The organism is Halomonas sp. KHS3 (genome assembly GCF_000830495.1).
In the GTDB taxonomy this organism is placed as follows: domain Bacteria; phylum Pseudomonadota; class Gammaproteobacteria; order Pseudomonadales; family Halomonadaceae; genus Vreelandella; species Vreelandella titanicae.
The window spans coordinates 385,011-408,518 of sequence record NZ_JWHY01000002.1; the positions used below are offsets into that span (position 1 = coordinate 385,011).

General features: G+C 51.8%; 20 protein-coding genes. 9 read left to right on the forward strand and 11 right to left on the reverse strand.

What is annotated here, in order from left to right; genetic code table 11:
* Window positions 1-180: 180 nt before the first annotated feature.
* Window positions 181-2,307, forward strand: coding sequence for a TonB-dependent siderophore receptor (locus tag RO22_RS04040; protein WP_041157689.1), 2,127 nt, complete (start codon window positions 181-183; stop codon window positions 2,305-2,307).
* A gap of 80 nt (window positions 2,308-2,387) precedes the next feature.
* On the opposite strand, the gene RO22_RS04045 is transcribed toward RO22_RS04040, so the two are convergent.
* Window positions 2,388-2,684 (reverse strand): DUF1330 domain-containing protein, encoded by a 297-nt coding sequence (locus RO22_RS04045; protein ID WP_041157690.1) that lies wholly within the window; start codon window positions 2,682-2,684, stop codon window positions 2,388-2,390.
* Window positions 2,685-2,915: 231 nt separating this feature from the next.
* Between RO22_RS04045 and RO22_RS04050 the strand changes: the two genes are divergently transcribed.
* Window positions 2,916-3,716, forward strand: coding sequence for a PhzF family phenazine biosynthesis protein (locus tag RO22_RS04050; protein WP_041157691.1), 801 nt, complete (start codon window positions 2,916-2,918; stop codon window positions 3,714-3,716).
* 331 nt (window positions 3,717-4,047) lie between these two features.
* On the opposite strand, the gene RO22_RS23780 is transcribed toward RO22_RS04050, so the two are convergent.
* Genes RO22_RS23780 through RO22_RS04065 form a run of 3 tightly spaced genes read right to left on the reverse strand, consistent with a single transcriptional unit; the run spans window position 4,048 to window position 5,362 of the window.
* The gene (locus RO22_RS23780) at window positions 4,048-4,512 is read right to left on the reverse strand and encodes a 3TM-type holin (RefSeq protein WP_051430604.1); all 465 of its coding nucleotides are present in this window, start codon (window positions 4,510-4,512) and stop codon (window positions 4,048-4,050) included.
* Entirely contained in the window at window positions 4,509-4,796 is a 288-nt protein-coding gene (locus RO22_RS04060; RefSeq protein ID WP_138801304.1) for a hypothetical protein, read from the reverse strand. Before RO22_RS04060 ends, RO22_RS23780 begins: the two co-directional genes overlap by 4 nt.
* Before the next feature lie 17 nt (window positions 4,797-4,813).
* Complete coding sequence (locus RO22_RS04065) at window positions 4,814-5,362, reverse strand: glycoside hydrolase family 104 protein (protein ID WP_035538965.1); 549 nt, start codon at window positions 5,360-5,362, stop codon at window positions 4,814-4,816.
* A gap of 474 nt (window positions 5,363-5,836) precedes the next feature.
* Between RO22_RS04065 and RO22_RS04070 the strand changes: the two genes are divergently transcribed.
* The 4 genes from RO22_RS04070 to RO22_RS04080 all read left to right on the forward strand — a co-directional run bounded on the left by RO22_RS04070 (window position 5,837) and on the right by RO22_RS04080 (window position 10,480).
* Window positions 5,837-6,532 carry an XRE family transcriptional regulator gene (locus RO22_RS04070; RefSeq protein ID WP_041157692.1) on the forward strand — a complete coding sequence of 232 codons (696 nt, stop codon included), beginning with the start codon at window positions 5,837-5,839 and terminating at the stop codon, window positions 6,530-6,532.
* Between the two features lie 727 nt (window positions 6,533-7,259).
* Window positions 7,260-8,333 carry a hypothetical protein gene (locus RO22_RS04075; protein ID WP_027957274.1) on the forward strand — a complete coding sequence of 358 codons (1,074 nt, stop codon included), beginning with the start codon at window positions 7,260-7,262 and terminating at the stop codon, window positions 8,331-8,333.
* 1 nt (window position 8,334) lies between these two features.
* Complete coding sequence (locus RO22_RS24620) at window positions 8,335-8,478, forward strand: hypothetical protein (protein WP_155830870.1); 144 nt, start codon at window positions 8,335-8,337, stop codon at window positions 8,476-8,478.
* A gap of 250 nt (window positions 8,479-8,728) precedes the next feature.
* Window positions 8,729-10,480 carry a glycosyl hydrolase family 28-related protein gene (locus RO22_RS04080; RefSeq protein ID WP_027957273.1) on the forward strand — a complete coding sequence of 584 codons (1,752 nt, stop codon included), beginning with the start codon at window positions 8,729-8,731 and terminating at the stop codon, window positions 10,478-10,480.
* Window positions 10,481-10,848: 368 nt separating this feature from the next.
* On the opposite strand, the gene RO22_RS04085 is transcribed toward RO22_RS04080, so the two are convergent.
* Window positions 10,849-11,403, reverse strand: a complete 555-nt coding sequence (locus tag RO22_RS04085) for a hypothetical protein (protein WP_051430603.1) — start codon at window positions 11,401-11,403, stop codon at window positions 10,849-10,851.
* A 586-nt stretch (window positions 11,404-11,989) separates the two neighbouring features.
* On the opposite strand from RO22_RS04085, the gene RO22_RS04090 reads away from it, so the two are divergent.
* Window positions 11,990-13,102, forward strand: a complete 1,113-nt coding sequence (locus RO22_RS04090; protein ID WP_231500600.1) for an MFS transporter — start codon at window positions 11,990-11,992, stop codon at window positions 13,100-13,102.
* A gap of 71 nt (window positions 13,103-13,173) precedes the next feature.
* Here the strand turns inward: RO22_RS04090 and RO22_RS04095 are convergent, their stop codons facing one another.
* Window positions 13,174-14,355: an AAA family ATPase gene (locus RO22_RS04095; RefSeq protein ID WP_027957272.1), complete on the reverse strand. Its 1,182-nt coding sequence runs from the start codon at window positions 14,353-14,355 to the stop codon at window positions 13,174-13,176.
* A 457-nt stretch (window positions 14,356-14,812) separates the two neighbouring features.
* On the opposite strand from RO22_RS04095, the gene RO22_RS24770 reads away from it, so the two are divergent.
* Window positions 14,813-14,983, forward strand: coding sequence for a hypothetical protein (locus RO22_RS24770; RefSeq protein WP_162836259.1), 171 nt, complete (start codon window positions 14,813-14,815; stop codon window positions 14,981-14,983).
* A gap of 513 nt (window positions 14,984-15,496) precedes the next feature.
* Here the strand turns inward: RO22_RS24770 and RO22_RS04100 are convergent.
* From RO22_RS04100 to RO22_RS04110, 3 genes are all read right to left on the reverse strand, one after another.
* Entirely contained in the window at window positions 15,497-18,652 is a 3,156-nt protein-coding gene (locus tag RO22_RS04100; protein ID WP_027957271.1) for an efflux RND transporter permease subunit, read from the reverse strand.
* A gap of 3 nt (window positions 18,653-18,655) precedes the next feature.
* The gene (locus tag RO22_RS04105; protein ID WP_231500599.1) at window positions 18,656-19,753 is read right to left on the reverse strand and encodes an efflux RND transporter periplasmic adaptor subunit; all 1,098 of its coding nucleotides are present in this window, start codon (window positions 19,751-19,753) and stop codon (window positions 18,656-18,658) included.
* 91 nt (window positions 19,754-19,844) lie between these two features.
* A complete protein-coding gene (locus tag RO22_RS04110; protein WP_231500598.1) occupies window positions 19,845-20,381 on the reverse strand; it encodes a class I SAM-dependent methyltransferase in 537 nt (178 codons plus the stop codon).
* A gap of 441 nt (window positions 20,382-20,822) precedes the next feature.
* Here RO22_RS04110 and RO22_RS04115 point away from each other — a divergent pair, with 441 nt between their 5' ends.
* A complete protein-coding gene (locus RO22_RS04115) occupies window positions 20,823-21,773 on the forward strand; it encodes an AraC family transcriptional regulator (RefSeq protein ID WP_035538961.1) in 951 nt (316 codons plus the stop codon).
* 95 nt (window positions 21,774-21,868) lie between these two features.
* On the opposite strand, the gene RO22_RS24375 is transcribed toward RO22_RS04115, so the two are convergent.
* Window positions 21,869-22,198 carry a hypothetical protein gene (locus tag RO22_RS24375; protein ID WP_152618890.1) on the reverse strand — a complete coding sequence of 110 codons (330 nt, stop codon included), beginning with the start codon at window positions 22,196-22,198 and terminating at the stop codon, window positions 21,869-21,871.
* Window positions 22,199-22,305: 107 nt separating this feature from the next.
* Window positions 22,306-23,457 carry an alpha/beta hydrolase gene (locus RO22_RS04125; protein WP_051430601.1) on the reverse strand — a complete coding sequence of 384 codons (1,152 nt, stop codon included), beginning with the start codon at window positions 23,455-23,457 and terminating at the stop codon, window positions 22,306-22,308.
* Window positions 23,458-23,508: the final 51 nt, after the last annotated feature.

Sequence of the window (23,508 nt, forward strand, 5' to 3'; positions counted from 1 at the left end):
AGGCGGGGTGGTTCAGCGTCGTCGGGTATTGCGATTATGAGCAATAGTTCAAAATAAATGATTATGATTGGCATTAGCACTATTGACTCCACGCTACCCCCTTTGGATACTCTTCCGGCCTTTTAAAAGAAAACCATAAGGCGAGCAGGGCAGGTTTATTCATTTCAAGGGGTCTTCAACATGACTGATAGCAGTAGCACAGTCCGGCGCAACGCAAGTTGGTTACGGTGGCAGCAGACCACTACCGCCATTCTGTGCGGCACGACGCTGGTGACTATTCCCATGATTGGGAACGCCCAGGAAACCGGCGAGAGCAGTGAAGATAATGAGGGCTATCGCCTTGCTCCCATTATCGTCAATGCTCAGGCCTACGCTGATGATGATGCCAATTCGATAGTGGCCCAAGAGCTATGGGGCGGCGGTAAGGTGGCTACCAGTATCCTTGATACCCCCGCTTCAGTGTCGGTCGTCACTGAGAAGGAGATTGAGCAGCGCAACGCCTCTACCACCGAGGAAGTGCTGCAATATACGCCAGGCGTGCTCACTGATTATTACGGCACCGATGACCGTAACGACTATTTTAAAATTCGCGGATTCGAGGCCACCACTTACCGTGACGGGCTGACGCTAGGCTCAATGCGCGGTGTACGCGAAGAGCCTTACGCCTACGAGCGCGTTGAAGTATTGCGCGGCGCCAACTCCACCCTGTTTGGCCCGGCGGATCCGGGTGGCTCGGTCAACTTCGTGAGCAAACGGCCACGCTTTGAGCGTTTTGGAGAGGGGTATCTCTCCTACGGTTCATTTGACGCAAAAGAAGCCGGTGTTGATGTGGGTGACACGCTGAACGCTGACGAGACAGTGGCCTACCGCTTTACCGGCACCCTCCGAGACAGCGACCGCGAATACGATCACTCCAAAGACAACAATGGTTTCCTGATGGGTGGCTTGGCCTGGGAGCCGACAGATTACACCTCAGCGAGTGTTATCTTCGATTACTTGAAGCGTGATGACACCCCCAACAGCGGTGGTTATCCGCTCGACCGGGGGTACGATCGCAGCGAGTTCTTTGGTGAGCCTGGTTTTAATTATCACGATGTTGAGCGTACCAGCCTCACCGGGCAGCTCACCCATGATTTCAACAACGGCCTGACGCTGCGGGGTAATCTGCGCTACAGCGACCTGACTGATGACTTCGGCTACGTTTATATCACTGACTCCGCGGCGCGAGTTGGCAGCGTGGTGGATCGCGACTATTTTGGAACGGACAACGAAGCCCAGGAGTTGATCGGCAACGCTATCCTGCAATACGACGCCCGCTTTGATCAGGTCGATAGCAGCACGCTCGTGGGTGTCGAGTATCGCGATGCTTCCACCGAAGACCGTTCGTTTTACGGGGATGCGACCTCCATTGATATCGCAAATCCTGTCTTTAGCGGTGCCCCGAGTAGCCCGAACGTCTATAGCCGCAACAAGCAGGACTTCACCACCGAGTCGGTTTTCCTGACCCAGAATTTGTCCTTCTATGACCGATTCATCGTGACAGCGGGTGTGCGCAACGACTCGATGGATGTCTCAAGCACCAACATGGCGGGCGTTACCGATTCCGATGACTTCTCTGAGACCTCACTTCGCGGTGCGCTGACCTATCGGGTCACCGACGAAATCTCTACCTATGTCAGCATGGTGGAGTCGGTCGCACCGCCCACGATTGGTGTCGATCCCGAACGGGGCGAGCAGTACGAAATTGGTGCGAAATATTCTCCCTTTGGTACGAATGCGCTGTTTTCGGCGGCCATCTATGACCTAACCAGGGACGACGTCACCATCTCGGTTGTACAGGACAATGGCGTTATCGAGCGGGAAACCGTGGGTGAGTCCCGCGTACGGGGTCTTGATCTGGAAGCGAAGGCTGAGTTGACCGATAGCTTTAGCGTGGCCGGTGGTTACTCCTATATGGAGTCGGAAGTGGTACGCGACAGCAACGCAGCCAGAGAGGGTAAGGAGTTCACCGCAGCACCCAAACATACGGCGTCGCTGTGGGGCTACTATACCTTGCCAAGCCAGGATATGAGTGTAGGCCTCGGCGCCCGTTACATTGGCTCCTACTACTTTGATGTCGCCAATACGTCAAAGAGCAGTGCGGCAACGCTGTTTGACGCGGCCTTCAGCTACCAGCTCACTAAAGACGCCGACCTAGCCGTCAACGTCAGCAACTTGCTCGACGAGCAGCACGTGGTCGGTTCAAGCACGGCCGATTACTATAATCCGGGTCGCGAAATCAGCGCGAAAGTGAGCTATCGCTGGTGATGTAATTCCGCCTATATCCCAGAGGTAAAGCAACGGCAAAACGCCCCGACTTGAACATTAAAGGCGGGGCGTTTTGGTATTTAGGCTTCTGTTAGACCATCAACGATAAACACGCGGTAGTCGGCACCCTGGAAGCGGTGCTTGCGGGCTTCCTGGTAGGCGGGGCTTTGGTACCAGGCGCGGGCGGCAGCCATATCCGGGAAGCGCAGAATCACCGCACCTTCCATAGCGCTACCTTCGAGCACTTCAAAACCACCATAAAAAGCGAGCGGTTGCGGATCGTGGCCTGCGCGAGCGGCTTTTGCCTTCTCGCTGTAGCGCTCCATTTCCTGGGCGTCGTGGGTATGTTCGCGGGTCATTACGATATAAGCGGGCATTAAATTCTCCTTACTTGTTTATCAGGAACGTTATTAAAAGCTGTTCGTTTAGGGAATGGGCAGGGTGTCACTGATGATACCCCGCTCGGTGTACAGACTGCACTGCCGGGTATGGCTGGTGACGGGGGCATAGGATTAGCTTACGGTTAATTAGCTAACATCGCTTGGTGTCCACAGCGCTGCACGTTATCGTTTTTGCTTTCTTTATTTAATAACAAGCCGAGTCATACCATGAAACTCGATCTCTACCAGTTGGATGCCTTTGCATCCAAGCCTTTTGAAGGCAACCCTGCGGCGGTTTGCCCACTAGATGCGTGGCTTGACGATGAGTTGTTGCAGGCTATCGCCACGGAGAACAATCTCTCTGAAACGGCCTTTTTTGTACCTGCCGAAACGGGCTACCATCTGCGCTGGTTTACCCCTTCTGTTGAAGTCGATTTATGTGGCCACGCCACGCTTGCAGCGGCGTGGGTGATTTTTAATGCGCTGGGCGATACCGCCCAAACACTGCATTTTGAGACGCGTAGCGGTCAGCTTTTAGTGCAGCGTGAAAACGACGAACTTGCCATGAATTTTCCCGCGAAGGCGCTGGAGTCGTTGGCGATGAAAGTCGAGGTAATGGCAGCGCTTGGGCTTAGCGAGATCAATGAACTGCTGATATCCGACGATATTGTGGTGGTGATCAACGATGCGCAGTTGATCGAATCGCTAACGCCGGATATGCAGCAATTGAAGCGCCTTCCAGGGCGCGGCATTGTCGTTACTGCGAAAGGCAGCGATGTAGACTTTGTCTCCCGTTGGTTCGGCCCCAAAGTAGGCGTGGAAGAAGACCCCGTTACCGGCTCGGCGCACACCTCGCTTGCACCTTATTGGGCGAAACGGCTGGGCAAATGTGAGCTAACGGCGCGCCAGGGTGGTGCCCGAAAAGATGAACTTCGCTGCGTAGTGGCAGGAGAGCGGGTAGTGATTAAAGGCCGTGTGGCGCCTTACATGAAAGGGGTAATCACTCTGCCAAGTAATTCGTTAGCATGATCCGGCTCCTCACCACTCAAAAACTGAAGGAAAGGTTCTTCAATACTGGCGAGCCGTGATCCAGGGTTAATAGAGTAGCTTCAGCACTTTGGACTGCTCTGTAGAAGCAAATGAGCTAGCGCCGTTATCGGTTTTGATTGTTGGTAGTTTCATCCAACCCGTATACGAGCCAGCTGTAATACGTAACACACATACTCAACTAATTGTTCAATGCCCTATATCCACTTATAAAACTGAAAGACAATGTGTTGGGCGGTTTTTTGGCTGTGCCTCACGGCATGGCCCAAGCGATATATCACAGCTTGGCAGCATTGCCGGGCAGCGAAACTCTTTACTGCTTTGGAATCTGTTGGTAAATGCTGTGCTGAGCTTTTGCCTGCTCTTGAGCTACTTGCCCGTTTTGCCATGTCGATATGCCGCGCTCGGCAGTCTGTCCCGCGATATAACCACCGACGCCAAGCGTCATCAGGTTCCAGAGTGCTTCGGGCAATGGCAGCGTCAGGCCCACGCCAAACATGGCGGATAGGTAAGGCGCGATCAGATAGTTATTAGCGACGATCGCTACGATAGTAAGCATTAAGATGGGACGCCAGTTGCGTTGCAGCCAGCTTTCGCCTTCAGCCTCAACAAGCACGACTTGCATCTGGCTTTTGAGAGCGCTGTTTTCCGCATCGATCAATTGAGTTTGTATCTCGTGCTTAAGCCGCGCCGCTTCATCTTTGTCGGTCAACGTCTTGTCGATCACGCTAAACAGCGGGCCAGTGATAACAGATAACGCTTTAGTCGCTATGTTCATCGCAAGCCCTCCAGCGCTGACACTCGGCTATTTAGGTTATTGATACGCCCCTCGATATTATCAAGCTCACGGCGCGCATCCACTGTGCGGTAGTACGTATCGCCCCAGCTTTTCAGCTCATGGCGCATTTCCTGAAGCATCAAGTCCTGCATAGTCAGGCGCTCTTCTAATACTACCGACTGCTGGCCGAGTTTCACCAGTTCAGAGCCAGCCCAAATGATCAGCGTTACTAACAGCACCTGGATTCCTGTCTGCATATGGCGCTCAAATATTGAAGGTTTCACATTGCGTTCCTGAGTCATTACGCCACTCTCCGAAGCTTGATGCGCTCGTACCAAGTTTGGTCGTTAGTGCACAGCTCACCGTGGGCGCGTTTGAACTCCAGCAGCAGGCGCTCAAGCGAATACTCATGCTGGCCGTACCCAGCCCCTGGCAGCGACGCCCAAATATTCCTGCAGCGGTGAATGGCCTCGGCGATCTCGCCCGCCTGAATTAAGCGCAAGGCGTGCTGTTCACGGATTTGCTGAATTGCACAACGGTCTTGGCTAATTGGCCCGAAGTCGGGCAAGTTAAGCTTGATGCGGTAGTGAGGCCAAAAGCGGCTCAACTGCTGGTATCGGCCAGCAGCTGTAGAATACAGCCCTTTACGCACTTTCACGCTTTGGCGAGGGTGGTCGGTGTAGTGATCCATTAGGATCAACTTGCTTGGGATAGAGCCGACAATCACTCGGTAGCCGTTATCAGTGCGGGGGTCTTGAAGCATGGGCTTGCCTATCTCAGCAAACGCCAGCACGTCGAGAAATGCGCATACATTCTTGCCGTCAGTGGCTTGGGGAGTAATTCGGGGCATGTAGGTCTCCAACGCCTCACGATGTGAAATTATGAGTTGTTTCATCATAGGTCGAACCTATCTCATTAATACGCAATGCTAAGGTTTTTGCTTCATCTGAATATTTCTATCTCAAACATCACGTCCACTTTGGGTTAGCACCCGGGTAACTGAGTGTTCCAAAAAAAATACTAGGGCGATGATCGGGCGAGGTTGCGGCGCCAGTACACGTAGAAATGTCCACCTGAACGTAGGCAGGAGGAATATTTCCTGACTCGCGCTACTGCTGAGAAACACCGCAATCCCCGGTCAAGGTCGTGGTTGCCTGTTCGAGTGCCTTTTCGGCATCTCAGCTCAGTGCACAAGTATTTCCTGTAATCAGAGTAAGCCTGTAATTTTTTAATTACAAGTATATCTTGTTTAGCTTGTCACAAGCTTGCCTTGTACACTGCTGAAAATTTATATCATTCAGTCAAAAGCGCTTTGAGCAAACCAATGGAATTTTCAGAACGACTTAAAATAGCCCGTGAAAGACGTGGTCTTACCCAGACCCAGCTTGGCGAGATGCTTGGCGTTTCTGCGCAGTCGGTTCAACAGTGGGAATCAGGTGGTACGATGCCCCGCCACAAGCGCATAGACTCATTGGCGAAGCAGTTAAATGTGAGACCGCAGTGGCTTATCCTGGAGCAAGGCCCCATGGTAGAGGGTGTGCAAGATGAGGTGGTTCTACACAAGACGGAGCTATACGAAGAAGAGGGTGAAATACCGCCCGATGAGATTGAGGTGCCTTTTTTTCGTGAGGTTGAAATGGCAGCAGGAAGCGGAAGAACCCAGGTAATAGAAAATCACGGTCGCACAATGCGATTTAGCCTTCAACGTTTGGCCAGGGCAAATGTCCAGCCTTGTAACGCTGGTTGCGCCACGGTTACCGGTAATTCTATGGAGCCTATAATTATAGATGGCTCGCCTATCGGTATCGATAAAGGCTGCCGCCACATAATTGATGGGAAGATATACGCGCTAGACCATGACGGCATGCTTCGGGTCAAGAAGCTCTACCGATTACCACTTAACCGCATGCGCGTAGTCAGCGAAAATCACGAGGAATTTCCGGAGGAAGTGTATTCGATTGGCGATCCAGAAGCACCGAAGATAATTGGGCGTGTATTCTGGTGGGAAACTTTTTCGTAACAAGTCTTTTTTGTAAGAAAACCGCCTTTTTGAGGCGGTTTTTTTTCGCCTGCAATTCAGTTGGTTACATCTATTTCTTGTAATAATACCTGATAAAACTTGTTTTGTGCTTGCTATTACAACTTTATCTTGTATGTTTGGATTCATTGCAAGCAGCATTACCCGCACCACCGGGAAACGTGGATGCTCTTTAACAATTCGATAATCCTAGCCGCCCGTAGGGGATTGCATCTCACAAGAGGTTGCTAGGAATACGCCGCCCAGGGCTGTCGAAATGCTGGGAATGCTGAAAGGCCGCGCTGACTGCGCAGTGGGGCATATGTCCGCCCACTCGGCAGAGAATAGCGCGGACTGTCGACCGCAATAGGGACAGACTTGGCAAACCAGCCCAGTTAGCAGTCAACGCTAAACCAGCCTCCACTGCAGGGGCTGCCGAATCAACAGCAGTAAGTCACGCCTGATCCGCAGCAATATAACGATCTTGAAGAAGAAATTCCTATTTAACCTATCTGCTCACCATACAGTTTCTCTCAAAACAGCATCTTACGATGACAAATCAAACCGAGCCAAGATAAGGAGGTGATAGCCCCCTGAGCCTAGCCCACGCATGTAATCAATTGAATAAAGACTACTATTCGATTCCGCGTTTATTTTAAACCGGGGAATGCATAAACACTGAATCTATCTATACCTAAGTAATACTAAACCTAAGCAATAGGAGAATTTTATGAGCGTAGTTCGTATTAACGAAACCCAGCCTCTTTCCGGCGCCATTACAGACCTGCCTGACAACATTTACGGCAATTACAACAGCCCGCTGTATCAGCTGATACAGGGAGGGCTACGTAATCAGCCAACCACTGACCCTAACCCCATTTTATTTCTTCAGAAGTACTCGTCTGCTAACCGCAACCAGAATTCATCGGAATGGGAACAAGGTGGGCTGTACTCACAGTTAACTAAGGTCACCGGTAACGCATACGGCGCAGCAATCACTGGAAATGCCCGAGCCACTGGTGGATCCGGAGACTCCATCGGGATTCATGCTCGCTGTTCTCGGGTAACCCCAGGTGGTCGCGGGTATGCTCTTTGGGGTTATTTTTCCGGCCAAGTGCAGAGTAGTGAAGCTAGCCATGCAGCTGAGCTTAATGCCAATGTAACCTATGATCCTGGATATGGCTCTAACCACCAGCTTGTCCGGGTATGCATGGCTGATCGATCAGCTGACACTAACCGATTCGGTAGCGCCCTAACTGTAGGCCGAAATACTAAAGGTGGAGATAACAACGGATTTCATACCGGGCTCCGATTTGAAGCTGGTTCCATCGTACGCAACACTGGAAATGATGGAGAGGCCATCCGTGTAGATGCGCCAATTAGTTCCTCTGGAAGCATTGGTGGCCTTCGCTTCGCCCGAGCTCATACCTCGCACGGTGGTGTATTCAAGTATGCCTTCAAAACAGACGAAGCGGTTTTCGCTGACAATGAAGTCGGGCGTCTTGGCGTCACACAGCGTCTTTCCTGGTACTCCAACGGAGCCCGTCGAGTTAGCTTGGTGGGGGGCAATACTACCCTCAGCATTACCGGCGGAGCCCTTAATATTGCCAATCCGGTAAGTGACACGGGATTACAAATAGCCGGTACTAAAGTACTGGGCCAACGCAAAGGAGGCTGGGGAGGTGTAAGCGGTACCACTAGTCGAGCGCAATTTAATACATCGAATGTCACAACCTCTCAATTGGCTGAGCGAGTTAAGGCCCTAATTGAAGACCTGACAGGTCATGGTTTAATTGGAGCTTAATATGAACGAGGTAGAGAAGATACGCTCAGCAAGTGAGTTCCTGATGCGCTGTGATTTGAAGGGACACGAAGTACCTTACTTCAACGAAGTCATGCAGTACCTGAACGAACTGTCTGAAAAAAAATCAGCAATGAATGAAGAGTAAGACGTATAAGTAAGGACGTCTTGAGGTGGCTTTTGTTAGCTGCTGAGGCTAACTAGAAGATATAAAAGAATATAGGCCATATGGCCTATGGGATAAAGCAGCTTACATGATTGGCTATGACTTTAATTCTGTGTAATTTAAGTACACCGTAAGTTTATGTTTTAGCCAGTTTGTTGAGACTTTTTATAATGCTGCTGTCTTTTTTAGTCGAAAAACTATCATTATTAACATAATACATGAAGGAGAAACGATGAATAATAGCAAGTTTCGCGATAATGCGCCTGAAACATTGAATGGCGCCACGACTAGAGGTGTTAGCAACTTGGCGGATAGTATTAGCTCTGCAGAAGTTACTACGTCTACTGGTACTCAAACAGTTCTTGAAGCATTAGATGCCCGGTGGAATGTGCTAGTTAAAGGAGGTGAATTCCCCCGCCCACTTGATGAGCAATTAGCTGAAGCTATGTACGTAGAAAACTTCGGTGCAGTAGGTGACAACGTTACTGACGATACTGCTAGCTTGCAACTTGCGTTAGATAGTGGTGAAGATGTATACCTTTCTTCCGGTAAAACGTATCTTATTTCTGACACTCTGAGCATGATAACGCCTAACCAGCGTTTCGGTGGCAATGGTATTATTAATTTTAAAATTGCCAATAACGAACCCTCACGACCAGCTGTTTACTTAGCCAAGGGCGCTGATAAGGCTATTTTATGTGTACGTGCAGTTAATCACAATGGTCAGAATCATGGCCCTATTAACGACCGTGGTGGACACCTAATTTGGGCTTCTGCTATCTTCATGGAGGCTGATGAGTGCGAAGCTCGTAACGTTACTGTTCTTAACGGTGCGGATAATGGTATCGCAGTTTGCCGTATTGAAAATGATACTATTATTGCTGGCGCGCCGCGTATGGTGCGAGTTACTGGTTGTCGCGGTTCTAACTGCGGCTGCGCAACTGGCTTGAAAGAGCTCATTGATGGTGTGCCAACGCCTCGTGGTCGCCTTGGCGCGGCGGTCGATATTGGTTCAGGCAATAACTGCATCGTTTCTGACTGCTTAGATGAAGGCTCTTATATTGGTTTCATTCTAGATTTAGGTGCTGGCGCCCAAGCAGTATTCAGTAACTGTATTGCCTATGCTACTAAGCGTGACTATGACTGGATCGGTACAACTGAGTCAGGTACAGGTTTTTACATTGGAGGATCAGATAGCCACATAGTCAATTGCCAAGCTTTCTTCTGTGAGAATGATGGCTTTTGGTTCGATGCAATTGCTTCTTACACTTCCGGCACTAACTTGATGTCTTATGGCTGTAAGCGTCACGGTTACCGTATTGACAATGACTTTGCCACTTTCACATCCTGCGTTGCAAAAGCTAATAGTCAAGACCCTGAAGCTTTCGGTGTTGGTTATCTAATTGGTGGCCCGAGAAACAAGGCATTTGTTACATTTCTTGGTTGTATGGCTTTCCAGAATCACAAAGTGGGTTTTTACATTCCTTCGGGTGTAACTAAGGCGACACCGACGCTGATTGGTGGTCGTTATGAAGGCTTGATCGCTAACGTCCTTAATGATGGCGCCAATTCTAAGATTGGTTCGCTTATGTCCAACAATGGCAATATGGGGTCTGGCACTACAGAACCAGAAGCTTCTGGCTTTCATGTTGCTGGAAAGAAAATGGCTGGTAAGTTAGGTGATACTGGAAACGCTGGCCAATTTGCTATTAGCCCAGAGAGTTCCAATTCAAAACGTCTTTCTTTTGAGTATGACGATACTGCCAATATGGCACGCATTCAAGCTATAGAAGCAGGCATTTCACACCGTATCTTACAGGTTAATCCCTACGGCGGTCATGTTACGGTTGGTAAAGGTACGTTCGACAGCACTCTGGTGCTGAATAATCACTACCTATGGGTAGACGCCAGCAGTCGATTACGTATTAGCTATGGGCCTCCGGCTTCAGCCAATGCTGGTGTAGTAGTCGGCTCACAAGCCTAAATGGGCTTCTAGTTAGTAGTTTTAAAGCAACTGACTGGAAATTAAATATTCGTACTATCAAGTTTTATAACCCTGCTAACTCAACTATAGATCCGATGCGGAGATTGCTTCACTGATAAGCTCTAGCTGTAGTAGTTGTTCTTGTTGGCAGGGTTGTAAATTTAGATTTATATAAAGGAGAGAGCTATGATGTCGATGAGAAAGAGTGATGCAGAATGTGTTGATTAAATGGTAAGTTGTAGGGGAGTGTTTAAAAAGTTTATGGTATTTTTGAAATAAAACATACTGGGTTGAAAATAAGTGTGTGTAAGAATGCAACAGCTGCCGAGGGTTAACCGGCAGTTTATCACAAGTATAAATATTGTTTACTAAGCGTTGTTTGTAGAGTCGTCGGGTATGTTGTGGGTGCCTTTCTTAGCGATTTCAGGCTCGGGCTCAATGACTACCTCGGTTTCCAGCCAATGTTTTTCCAGTGCCGCCAAGGCTATTTCATAACAATCGTCGATATGGCTGTTACCCATGTATTTCATGGCGGCGAAGCTAATGCTGCCTGCCACAGCGCTACCTACGAAGGGGACGAACTTAGCAACGCCTTTGGAAGCAACCTTGACACCCATTCTGCTGAGCAGCGTCATAATAAGTGCTTTTGTAATGTATTTTCCCGCCATCTTGCTGCCGGTATTTGAAATGACCGTCATCACAAAAAGCTTGGATTCTGTATCCAGGCTGTCGATCTGTTCAGGCGTTAACCCAAATTTTTCATTAATTTTGGGAATTAACCGCATCAATATGGCGACGTCTGAGCCAATATCTAAGCCTGGTATGGGTATAACCGCAGTGCCAGCTGACAGGCTTGAACTCTTCGTTACCATCGAACGGCATGACTGTTTAATGGCTTCGAGCTCTTCTAGTGACTCGATCATATAAGATCCTTTATTCACGAACGGCAAGCTCCTTATGCGGCCCAACTCATTGATTTACTTAGGCAGGCTGAACAAACCAGTCAAGGGAACGACATCATGTACGTTAGGGCGGAGTATAGTTGACCCTCCGTATCTTGCCCTAAGCGCCGCTACCGGACTAAGCGACGTTATCGGCAGGCGGTTATCCAACGCGAATAGGCAATGCGATGATAAATCGCTGTCGTTTCTTTAGGGACGGTTTTGACGCAATACCATCAAACCCGCCATTAATACCATAGCCATACCTAGCCAAGTTATAGCGCCTGCCAATCCTGTTGAGAAGGGGGGCTTTGTTGGGGTAGGGCATTCAGCGGCTCTTTCTCTTCTTCGTCCACACTCAATGCTCTCTTCCCAAGGACTATGCGACGACCCTCCATTTCTCTTGACCTCAAGTTAACCTGAGGTTTTAAAGTAAGCGCCGATTCTTATTTTAGCAATGGCCGATAAAGGGTGGGCAGTGGGTATGTGCAATGGCAATTCGAGATCAATACCGTTGGTAAGAACGATCCTTCTGATCATTCTGATTGGGCTCAACCTGAGGCCATCCATGGCGGCTATTGGCCCGCTGGTTGAGGCAATCCGGTATGATGTGAGTCTTTCATTTACACAGCTGTCGCTTTTAACCACGTTACCGGTACTAGCGATGGGGTTAGGGTGTTTTGTTAGCGCATTGCTTGCAAAGCGGATCGGCTTTAATAGCGTGATTACCCTGGCGCTTGCGTCGATTGCTTTATCGGACGCGTTACACTGGTTTGGCTTCGGGTATACAGGCTTATGGGCAGCCGCGCTGGGCGCCGGCATTGGCATAGCCTTTATCCAGGCGGCACTTCCTGCGGTGATAAAACAGGCGGCAGGCGAGAAAACCCCGATGGTGATGGGGTTCTACATTGCCTCCATCATGGGGGGCGCGGCTCTCGCTTCTGCCATTACACCTGTGGTGAGTGATTATATTGGCTGGCAGAGCGCCTTGGCGTTATGGGGACTTTTAGCACTTGCAGGGCTCGTTTGCTGGGTGATGCGCAGGCGAGTACTGCCAGCCCCTAGTCAAAACAACAGTGTTAGCATCGCTTTTTCAGCGATGGCTCGGCAGCCTCGGTTTTGGTCGTTGGCGATTTTCTTTGGTTTAGGTACGGCGGGTTATACCTGCCTTCTGGCTTGGATTCCGCCCACCTTTATCAATTTAGGCTGGTCTCAAACGCAAGCGGGGCTGGCGCTTAGTTGGCTAACTGCCATTGAGGTGATGGCTGGCCTAACGTTTCCCATACTGGCTCAACAGATGAAAGACCGTCGCCCGGTGTTATTGCTGGTGCTTCTGTTATCGGTGGCGGGCTTTTTGCTTCTTGGGCTAATGCCTAAAACAATGGCTTGGTTGGCAACCGCGCTGCTGGGGTTAGGAATTGGAGGCCTTTTTCCCTTAAGCTTGATCATCACTATGGATCACTCAGACGACCCCGTGCTAGCGGGCCAGCTTGCTGCTTGGGTACAAGGGATCGGCTATATCATCGCCTCTTTAGCACCTATCGCGGCGGGGTTGATAAAAGACTTACTGGGAGGGTTTGAGCAGGCATGGCTTATGCTTGGGGTGGTTTTTATAGGGCTGATAGTGATGAGCCTACGTTTTGATCAATCTAAAGCACCCCAACAGCTACACTTTAGTTAGCGAAAAGGGCTTCTCGGCAATCTAAACGGAAAAGACGAAACGCTAGTGCCCTCGGTTCGTTAGCGTTCTGTTTAATCCGCCCACTGCCAGGGCGGCTCGTCCAGCCATCCCTGACCCAAGATAACCGTCTCGCCAAACTCTTTATCCAGCGCGATAGAGTTACAGGCCTGATCTTGCTCCAGTGTCGCCACTAGGCGCGGCGCGTGGGAGACCACCCACACCTGGGTTTCCCGCGATGCACGGATAATCAGGCGCCCCAGGGCGGGCAGCAAATCCGGGTGTAGGCTGGTTTCCGGCTCATTTAGCACTAGCAAGGAAGGCGGCCTGGGTGTGAGCAGTGCCGCCACCAGCAATAGGTAGCGAAGTGTGCCGTCTGATAGTTCCGACTGATTTAAGGGGCGCAACAGGCCTTTCTGTCGAAACTGTAGTACAAAGCGGTTACCCGCATCGGCCCCAAAATCAATCGTTGCGCCGGGGAAGGCGTCTTCAATTGCCTCATACAAGGCCTTTCGGTCGCCAATCTCGTGTATGGTGCGCAATGCGGCCACTAGGCTGTGGCCATCGTGATCCAGCACCGGGGTGCGGGTACCGATTTGCGGTGTGCGGATGAGGGAGTGTGGGTCGGTTCGGAACTGATCGTAGAAGCGCCAATGACGAATGGCTTGCCGAACAGCATGGACTTCAGGCACGGCGACCGGATCACTGATTTCGTTCAGAATGCTTTCGTAGCTATTAAGGTGGGCATCGTAAACCTGCCATTTACGACCTGCACGCACTTTGACCACAGACCCAACTCGGTCGATCAAACAGCTGCTGGGTCGGCAAACATTGCCTGCCCAAATGCATTCACGTTTTATTTCGGGGTCGAACTGGAACATGGACGGGTCTTGGTAGCCCGCAAAGCCCTGAGGTGCGGGCATCCCCAATGAAATGGCGTAGCCGAAATCTTCACCCACAAAACCCAGCCTAAGCCGAGAACTGTTTCTCTTGGCAGTGCCCTCGATGGGATTGGAGCCGTCTCTCATGCCTCTGGTGAGTTTTTCTGGACCTGCCCAGAAGGTGTAATCAAGCCCACCTTCTTGAGCAATCGAGGAGATAAGATTGCCTTTGGTGGTCTCCGCCAGTAACCGCAGCGCCTTGTATAAATTGGATTTGCCGCACCCGTTGGGCCCAGTCACTACATTGAGACTCGACAAGGGAGAGACAACGTTTTTCAGGCTGCGGTAGTTGGATACGGCAAAGGTGCTGATCATAGCGTTGGGGACTGGCTGCTCTTGGCATCGTGAAAATACCAGTTTAGCCCCAAGTGCCCCCTCACTAGAAGACATCGATAGCTGGAGATTTTAAGTGTCGATTGAGGGGCAGGATGCTCATGTCCGCGATTACGGCGAGGGTTTTGGTCGGCAGTTGCCTTTATTCTGTACGAGCTGTCTGGCGAGAGTGTCAGGCGGGCATCACTTCTTCTCAATATTAAAATATCCTCGGAAATATATAGAAAGACCGGATCAGGCAAGAAACAAAGAGTATTTGGCATTCTGATCCGTTCATTTTGAATCTATCATTCATGTGCTGATAAAGAGACTAGAAAACCAAGCCTCCTTCTCTAAAGAAGATGATTAAATCACAGGTGGGAAATGAGAGAGGAAGCGATCCATGAAGTTCTTTTTCAGCTCGGTAGGTTGAATAGATAGTTAACGTAAGGAGTAAATCATGAAACTTTTAAATGCGGCCTTAATCATTGCATTAATGCTTTCTTCAGGCGTGGCGCTTGCGGAAAAAGGCTCGGATGAAGATAACAGGATTGTTTATTCTGATTCGACGTCTACAGATAGCGGTACTCAGAATATTCCAGCCTCCCAGGTGCTTGCTGACAACCCTTGAACAGAGCTAAGTAGGTCAGTTGTAGGTAGTGTGTTTTGAAGTAACGTAAAGTCATTAAAACTGCTCGGTGGCATGTAGATTTTAAATTAATCACATGTCACAGGGTTGGTCGAGTGATGGCTAGTTATTTAAGGGTAAGGAGTAAATTATGAAGATTTTACATGCAGCCTAAATGATTGTATTAGTACTTTTATCAGGTGAAACATCCGTTGAGAGAGGTTCCGATAAAGATAGAGAGATTGCTTATATCGAGTCAATGTCTTCGCAGCAAGCGAAAGAAGTTTGTTATTATCTGACACGCTGGTTATAAACCTTAAAGCGAATTATTAATTTTGATGTAGGCAATAATGCCGGGCGGGCCTAGTCATTTTAGGCCCGCCCGTTTATTTTCAGGCTTCCATTTGATTCAGTAAGGTTGAGATTTTACGCTACCTCCTAGGGCTGCAGTCTCAATAGCCAAGCACAACATTTACCCCATTAGGTGAAGTGTTGCTTTGTCCAGCCCCGCGCCTTTCATGGTGTTGAGCGTTGAGCCCTACGCAATGATACCCACCCGGCAATACGCTGTTGCCCGCTCATGGCGGCTACCATCAAACTGGGCAGGAAAGTCAGCGTGATGAGCGTGGAGAACGCGATGCCAAACATCACGATGGCGCCCAGGCCACGGTAGAGTTCGGTGCCCGCCCCAGGGATCAGTACCAGAGGGGCGAGACCGAAGATGGTGGTCAGGCTGGACATCAGGATCGCGCGCAGACGGATATTGACCGCATCATCAACTGCCGCGACGATGGATTCCGCGCCTTCTTCCAGCCGCTTGTAGGCTTCCTGAACGATCAGGATCGGGTTGTTGACGACGGAGCCGAGCAATACCAGAAAGCCGAGTAGCGTGATCATATCGAAAGGCTGGTGGATGCCAAACGGAGCGCCGAGGCCGTTGAGTATCGCCAGGCCAAGAATCCCGCCCGCGAGCCCCAAAGGAATCGTGGCCATGACGAATAACGGCCGCCCCCAGTGGCGGAAAATCGCCACGAGCATCAGATAGCACAACAGCACCGCGATCATGAAATTACCCGAGACTGCTTCGCGGGTGGCTTGCAACTGGTCGCTGGCACCGGTGATATCTATCGAGACGCCGTGCGGGATCTCACCGTCACTGCGCATGGCCCCGATCAGCTCGTTTTGCACGCGTTCGACGCCCGTTTCCAGCGCCACCGAGCGCGGCGGCACGATATTCAGCGTCACCGTGCGGCGCCCGTCCAGCCGTCGAATGCTGTCCGTATCGACGGACTCGTTCAAATCGGCCAATGCAGAAAGTGGCAGCACGTCGCCAGAAGGTGTGGCAATGGGCAGGTCACCCAGGCGCTCTGCCCGCTGATCGCTACCCGCGCTGCTGAATAGGTAGATGTCGACCCGACGGTCATCCAGGATCATTTGGTCGGCAAACGCACCATCGCTTAGCGCCGCCACGGAATAGCCAAAGCGCTCAGCGTCGAGCCCGACTTCCACCAGACGCTCCCACCGAGGCTGGATCTCCAGCAATAACTGATCCAGGCTGAGTGAGCTGGGTTCGGAACCAATCTGCGCGTCGTCGAACAGTGCTCCTGCGCGGGCATAGGCAAGGCTCGCAACCTGATAGATCTCGGCAAGATCAGAGCCGGAAATGTCCATGTTGATACTGCGCGTACCGCCATCGTTGGTGGAGATGATGGAGCCCCGTGAGGCGAATGCGCGCATGCCCGGCCAGGCCGTAAAGCGTGCCTCGAGGGCGCCCATTAATGCTTCCAGATCGGTTGGATCTTTCGGATCGGTAATGACACGAATGCCCTGGGCATCGACGAACATGGCGAAGAAGCGCAGTGCGGGCATATTCGTTTCGCCACGGTGGAAGCGTGCCGGTTCGTCATCAAGACGCTGCTGCAGCTCCGGGATTAGCTCCTGCGCGATGGATTCCATCTCCGTCAGGTTGTAGCCCGGCGGTGCGATCATGTTAGAGAAGATGCGCGCCTCTTCGCCTTCCGGCAAGTACTCCGCCGGAGGGGTTAGCCACACCACGACCCATGCCGACAAGCCAAGCGTGCCGAGTAGAATCATCACGCGCCGTATCGGATGGCGATAGGCGCGGGTGATCCAGCGGCCGATGCGGTCAAAGGCGCCGTCCTCGACGGTAACTCCTGGCTGGATTGCCGGTAGCAGTCGTGCCGCCATCGCCGGTAGCACGGTCACCGCAACGGCCATCGACGCAAGAATAGAAGAGGAAATCGCAATCGCGATATCCGAATAGAGCTGTCCGGCTTCCTCCTGAATGAACAGCGTGGGGGCAAATACCAGGACTGACGTAAGCGTGCTCGCCATGACCGCCGTCCAGACCCGGCGCACACCCGCCACTGCGGCATCGAAGGGTTTCAGGCCGCGTCGTCGTGCTTGATCGATGCTTTCGAGGACAACGATGGTGTTATCCAGTGTCATGCCAATGGCAAACGCCACGCCGGCCAATGAGATAACGTTCAGCGTTCGGCCTGCGAGTAGCAGGCCGATAAAGGCGGCGATCGTACAGACCGGGATTGCGATCACCCCGACAAAGGTGCTGCGCGCCGAACGCAGGAAGGCAAACATTATCAGTGTTGCCAGCAGTGTCCCGAGTAAAAGGTTATTCCAGACGTTGGCGACCGAGTCTTCAACGTAGCGCGCATCTTCGTTGATCAGCGTCATTTCAAGACCCAACGGCGCCAGAAGCTCGTCGCTGATCGTCTCGACTTCCGGCAGTACAGCATACTTGGTCTGGACGACATTCGATCCCGTTTCGCGGCGCACCGCCAGGATCAGTGAAGGCAGGCCGTTATAGAATGCCTGGGTACGCATTTCATGGTGACTGAGCCGGATATTGGCCAGTTCGGAGAGCCGCATCAAGGCGCCCTGGCGCTCGGCAATAATCAACTCACCCATATCGCTGGGCTCACGGAAGCGGCCGATCGTGCGTGCCATCACACTGCGCTTTCCACTGTCCAGGTCGCCCGCTGAACTGTCGACGTTACGGGTCTGCAGTGCATTGCGCACATCGGTCATGTCGAGCCCGCGTTCGGCCAAACGGTACGGATCGATTTCTACGCGCACCTGCCGTGCTTCCGCGCCCCATATTTCCACGAGCGAAACACCATTGACGCGCTCCAGGCGGGGGCGCACCTCATCCTCCAGAAAGTTACGCATCATCTCCAGATCGAGGTTTTCTCCACTTTCCGCACGTGGCCCGATGCGGAAATACATGAAGGGTTCGTCCGAGGAAGAGACTGTCGTCAGGGCGGGGGCATCGACATTTTCAGGGTAGCTGGATACTTGGCTAAGCGCGTTGTTGGTGCGTATCAGCGCTTCATTAATGTCGACGCCGAAGGGAAACTCCAGCTCAATACTGGCTTGGCCGATGCTGGCGGTGGAAACCATTCGTTGGAGATTGGGCAAGGTGCGGAGGTATTGTTCCTGCTCGATAAGAATCTCTTGCTCCACGTCACGGGGAGACGCCCCAGGCCAGCTTGTCTCCACGCTGATGGTGCGTACTTCCAGGTCGGGGATCATCTGAACCGGTACCCGCAGTGCAGCAGTGATCCCCAGTAAGCAAAGGATCAGAACTGCGACGGCAATCAGGGTGCTGTGGTGAATAACGCGTCCGAAATCCATGTGTTAGCGCTCCACCACTTCCACGGGCTGACCGTCGGTCAGGGCCTCGTTGCCTCGGGTGACGACCTGATCGCCCTGGCGCAGGGTGTCACCCGCGACGGCGACCTGACCGCCCTGTTCATACAGAATTTGCACCTGGCGCCGGCGGGCGATGCGTTCATTGTTTGTGTTATCGACGATGTAGACGCTGTGGCTACCATCCGGTTGGCGCAGCAACGCATCGCGACTAATGGCCAATGTATCGGTTGCTTGCGGGGGTAAAGAAATTTCTGCCCGGGCGGAGGTGCCAGGAAGTAATCGACCCTGTGGATCGTTTACCAGTAGGCGAAGTAGAAAGGTTCTCGCCTCGGGGTCGGTGACGGGAACCCGTGCAATGATCTGCGCTGGCAATGGGGTGTCATCCAGCGTATCGGCATATACTTGCGCTTGTGCCTGCTCATCTAGCTGCCCAAATCGCTCTTGGGGCACTTGCACATCCAGACGTATACGATCAATCGTGACTAACGATAACACCGGCGTTCCCCGTTGCACCCATTCGCCAACTTCGGTGAGTTTTTCGGCGACGACGCCTGGGAAGGGGGCTGGCAAACTGTGCCGTTCAACCAGTTCTTCCTGCTCTCGTGTGGCTGCTTGAGCGGAGGCTGCCGATGCCCGTGCTAGATTTAGCGCGGCAACACGCGATGCGACCTCTGTTGCGGGGATGGCCTGACGTTCAGCAAGCCGCTGTGCCTCATTTACCAAGCGTTCAGCCTCTCGCACCGAGGCGTTTGCCTCTTCCTCCTGAGCGCGAGCACGCATGAGCGCCTGTTGTGCAAGGGCCGGGTCGAGTTCGAGCAGTAACTGTCCGGTCTTAACATGATCACCCGCTTCAACATGCACGTGTGCCACGAGCCCGTCCGCGCGAGGGGAGAGGCGTGTCTGGCGCTCAGCGGTTAGGGTACCCGTAAGTGACAACTGCTCGCCTAACGTCGCCAGTTCCGCTGGTACCGCTGAGACAGGTACGGCAGCACGCTCATTGTCACTTATATTATCGTCAGCAGGGGTGCCACAGGCGGTCAGAAGAAAACAGGCGAATCCAGAAAGCCAGAATTTGATGGTCATAGTCATCCTCTCCGGCCATCCTCTGCTAGGAGAAAAGCCATCAGTGGGTTTCGATTACTGTGAATGGAGTAGTGCAGATGACACTCCGTCATCACACGCCGATGCGCTCACCGCTAGCGGCAGGACGAGGCTTACGTCGGACGATGCGGTAGACGGTGGCGGGAGGGACATTTACGAGTATGCGACCAATACGCGTTGCCTTAAGCCCAAGGCGGTCGAGCAGCGCTCGGGGTATAGGGCAGCTCGGGCCATAAGTGAACTGATAAAAAGATCCTTCGGGCCGCATTTTGGCAAAAGCGCCGTCCAGAATGGCGATCATCTTACGTGGAGACATTGACAGCATGGGCAACCCACTGACGACAGCACCAGCATGCGCCCCGTCGAAAAACTTAACTTCGTGTAGCCTTGAAGCATCAATACAAAACGTGTGCGCATGCCCGAAGCGATGCTGTAGCCGGGTAACGAATGCCGCGTCATTCTCGATTAATGCTATGTTTTTCTGGTCGATACCACGCTCAATGAGTGCGTGTGTAAAGACCCCCGTCCCCGGCCCAAGCTCGATGATCAGACCCGTATCCGTAGATATTTCCGAGGTAATAAGGTTGGCCAGCGCTCGACCGGAAGGCATGAGCGCACCAATACTCAGTGGGTTAAAGAGCCAAGCCTTGAAGAATAAGAGTGTGTCGGACAGGTTTCTAAGTTCCATAGCTTTTCTAAACTCTTCCAAAGGATCGAAGACGGCAGCATCTGCGAAGGCTATCGATTGTTACCAAGACCCTGCCTACTATTAATACTTCGCTAATCTCTATATGTGATTATCTCTGCTTACCGAGCTGGGCTATCAAAGCTGTCTGCTGGGAATAAAAAGTAGGCCATGGTTGTGCCCACGGTGTGTCAAAGATTGGTTATTTTGTAGCAAGGTGCACCAAGACAACTAAAGCGCGGTAGAGGTGGATATGGTTCGTGCTCAGCGGTATCCGGAACATCATGACTGCAACCATAGGTGCTTGGGGCTGTCTGATCTATGCGCTAAAGTCCAGTCTATCTTCGCCATCGTCCAGGAGAATGCATGGATCCACTTTCAGACGTACTCTCGCTGCTGAAGCCACGCAGCTACGTATCCGCCGGAGTAGATGCCGGTGGCGAATGGTCAATCCAGTATCCGGATCAGAATAAACTGATTAAATGCTACGCAGTGGTGTCGGGCGAATGCTGGCTGGCGGTCGAGGGGGTTCCTGAGGCGGCTCACTTGAAGAAGGGAGATTGCTTTGTCTTGCCGAGTGGACGTCCTTTCCGTCTTGCGAGCGATATGGCGCTGCCGACTGTTCCTTCCAGCACGTATTTTCCGCCCCCGCATCCGGGAACTGTCGTCACCATTAACGATGGGGGCGGTTGCTTTCTTGTCGGAAGTCGTTTTGGCGTCAGCGGTGGGCATGCCGATATACTGATGGGCATGCTGCCGCCCATCGTGCACATTCACAACGAGTCGGAACAGGCTGCGCTGCGCTGGTCGGTGGAAAGGATGATGCAGGAACTACGCGAACCGCAGGCCGGTAGCGCCCTCGTTGCCCAGCACCTCGCGCATATGATGCTGGTTCAGGCACTCAGGTTGCATGTGACAGAAGCGACGCAAGCGAAGGAGGCGGGATGGCTTTTTGGTGTAGCAGACAAGCAGTTGGGGCCAGCTATTAATGCAATCCATGCTGAGCCTGCATATCGCTGGACACTACAGTCACTGGCCGAGCGCGCCTGCATGTCCCGTTCGGCCTTTGCCCAAAAATTCAAAGAGACAATTGGTTCGTCACCCATGGAATACGTGACGCGATGGCGTATGCTTCTTGCGGTGGATAGGTTAGAGAATTCCAGTGATCCTGTTTCCGTTATATCATTCTCCCTCGGCTACGAGTCCGAAAGCGCGTTCAGCACCGCTTTCAAACGTGTCATGGGAGCTTCGCCACGGCAGTATCGTGGCACGCTCTTCAATTCTGAGCACGGTTTAGTGAGTGGAAGAACTGCTTAGCAGATTTTTTGGAAGTGGCTCTCAGATTCTGCGCCTAAGTCGTTATAAACGTTCAGTTAACTATCTGGCCTTCAAAACGATAATTGAGCAATAGATCAGGCCAAAAAATATATAATGACTAGTGTTCCTGCACCTGCCATCCCTATTGTATTGGTGAACTCTAGTATCTCATCCTCAATATCATTCAGTAGCCAAGCTGTAGTGCTTTTTGATTTTATTTTGGAAAAGATTAAGGCTGCAGTGCTAGCTTCAACGCTGAAGACGGCAATGATGTTTTCAATTGATCCTGCATCAAGAAGTATCATGGGTAACGCTAAAAAGGCAGTTAAAGTTATTGTAATGCGTAAAGCAAAGCACTGTGAATGACTTAAAGTTCCAGGAGTTTCTGATAGCCAAGCATTTGAGAATAACGTTTTCTCTTCCATGCATAGCGTTACAAGAAAACACTTGGATAGTGAAAATATAGATATAACCATCTTATTGCACCTATTCTCCATGAGTCCCGAAAAGCTCAGTCGGGGAGGGACGTCGATTAGTCTCCTGTTACCTCGCGAATACCATCGAGGAGGTCGTCAAAATAGGGATTCCAAGTCAGGCGAGCGTGGTATTTTTCCGCGTCGCTCTGACCCCATGCGCCGAACCACAGGGCATCCGGGTCGTCGGGCGGCGCGAGGCCGTCCTGGCCGTTTTCCAGCATGAGGTAGCTACCCGCTTGACCGTAATAGGTATTCTCGGGTGCAAACAGCACATTCATGTGGGAAAAGTTGCTGATTCGCCGGTCGGGAAGGTGGCTGGTCAGGGCGGTGACGCGGGGATCGTCACGGTGCTGTGGTGGATCGCCGTACCAGACGAAACGCGATTGTAGATTGGGAAAGCGGTTTTGAAAGGCAGTGAGCGTCGCGTCGGGGTCAAGGACGCTGTCGTGCTGGCTCATGGTCATCAGCACGGGTTTATCGAAGCGCTCGGCTGCGAGGTTTTTTTGCACGGCACTGACCGAGCGATAATAGAGCGAGGCCCCGCGTACAGGAAGTGATTGGTAAGTGACAATATTGTCTTCATCATCGATATCGAGCCAGTCCCAAAAATAGGAAATGGCCGGGGCGAGAAATAGATAGTGGGTATCGGGGTAAAATCCAGGGGAAAAAAGCAGCAGGCCATCGACATTGTCGTCTGTGAACGCATGAGAGGTGACTAGATTACCTCCGGTTGAGAAACCGCCAAGCCAAAGTTCATCGACCTCGGCTGCAAGCAGTTTGGCGTGATGGGCAATGATGTTTTCCCAATCATCATTATCAGGCAGCATCAGATCGGCTGGACGTGTACCGTGGCCGGGCAGGAGGATGGAGCGAACCAGCCAGCCGTCATTCGCCATAGCGTTGGCGATATCGATGAAATACCACGGGCTTGTGCCCAGTCCATGCACTAACAGAATACCGCGTTTCGCCGGTTTATCAGGGCGGATTTCAAACGGCGTATTGAGCTGTATTTCAAGGTCGCGGTTCTCACTGATGAAAGCGCGATTATCAGCAATCCATGCACGTGTTTCGCGCACATATTGATCGAAACTCTCCTGATCATAGCGAGGCAGGTTTTCTGAGGGTTGAAAACCCGGCGAATCCGGTGGCATGGTGCAGGAAGCCAGCAAGAAAAGTGTGAAAAGTAGAACGTTCAGGCGGCTAATCATGAAACCCTCTCTGTAGATGCTTGCCTCTAACAGAGAGCCACAAATGTGCTC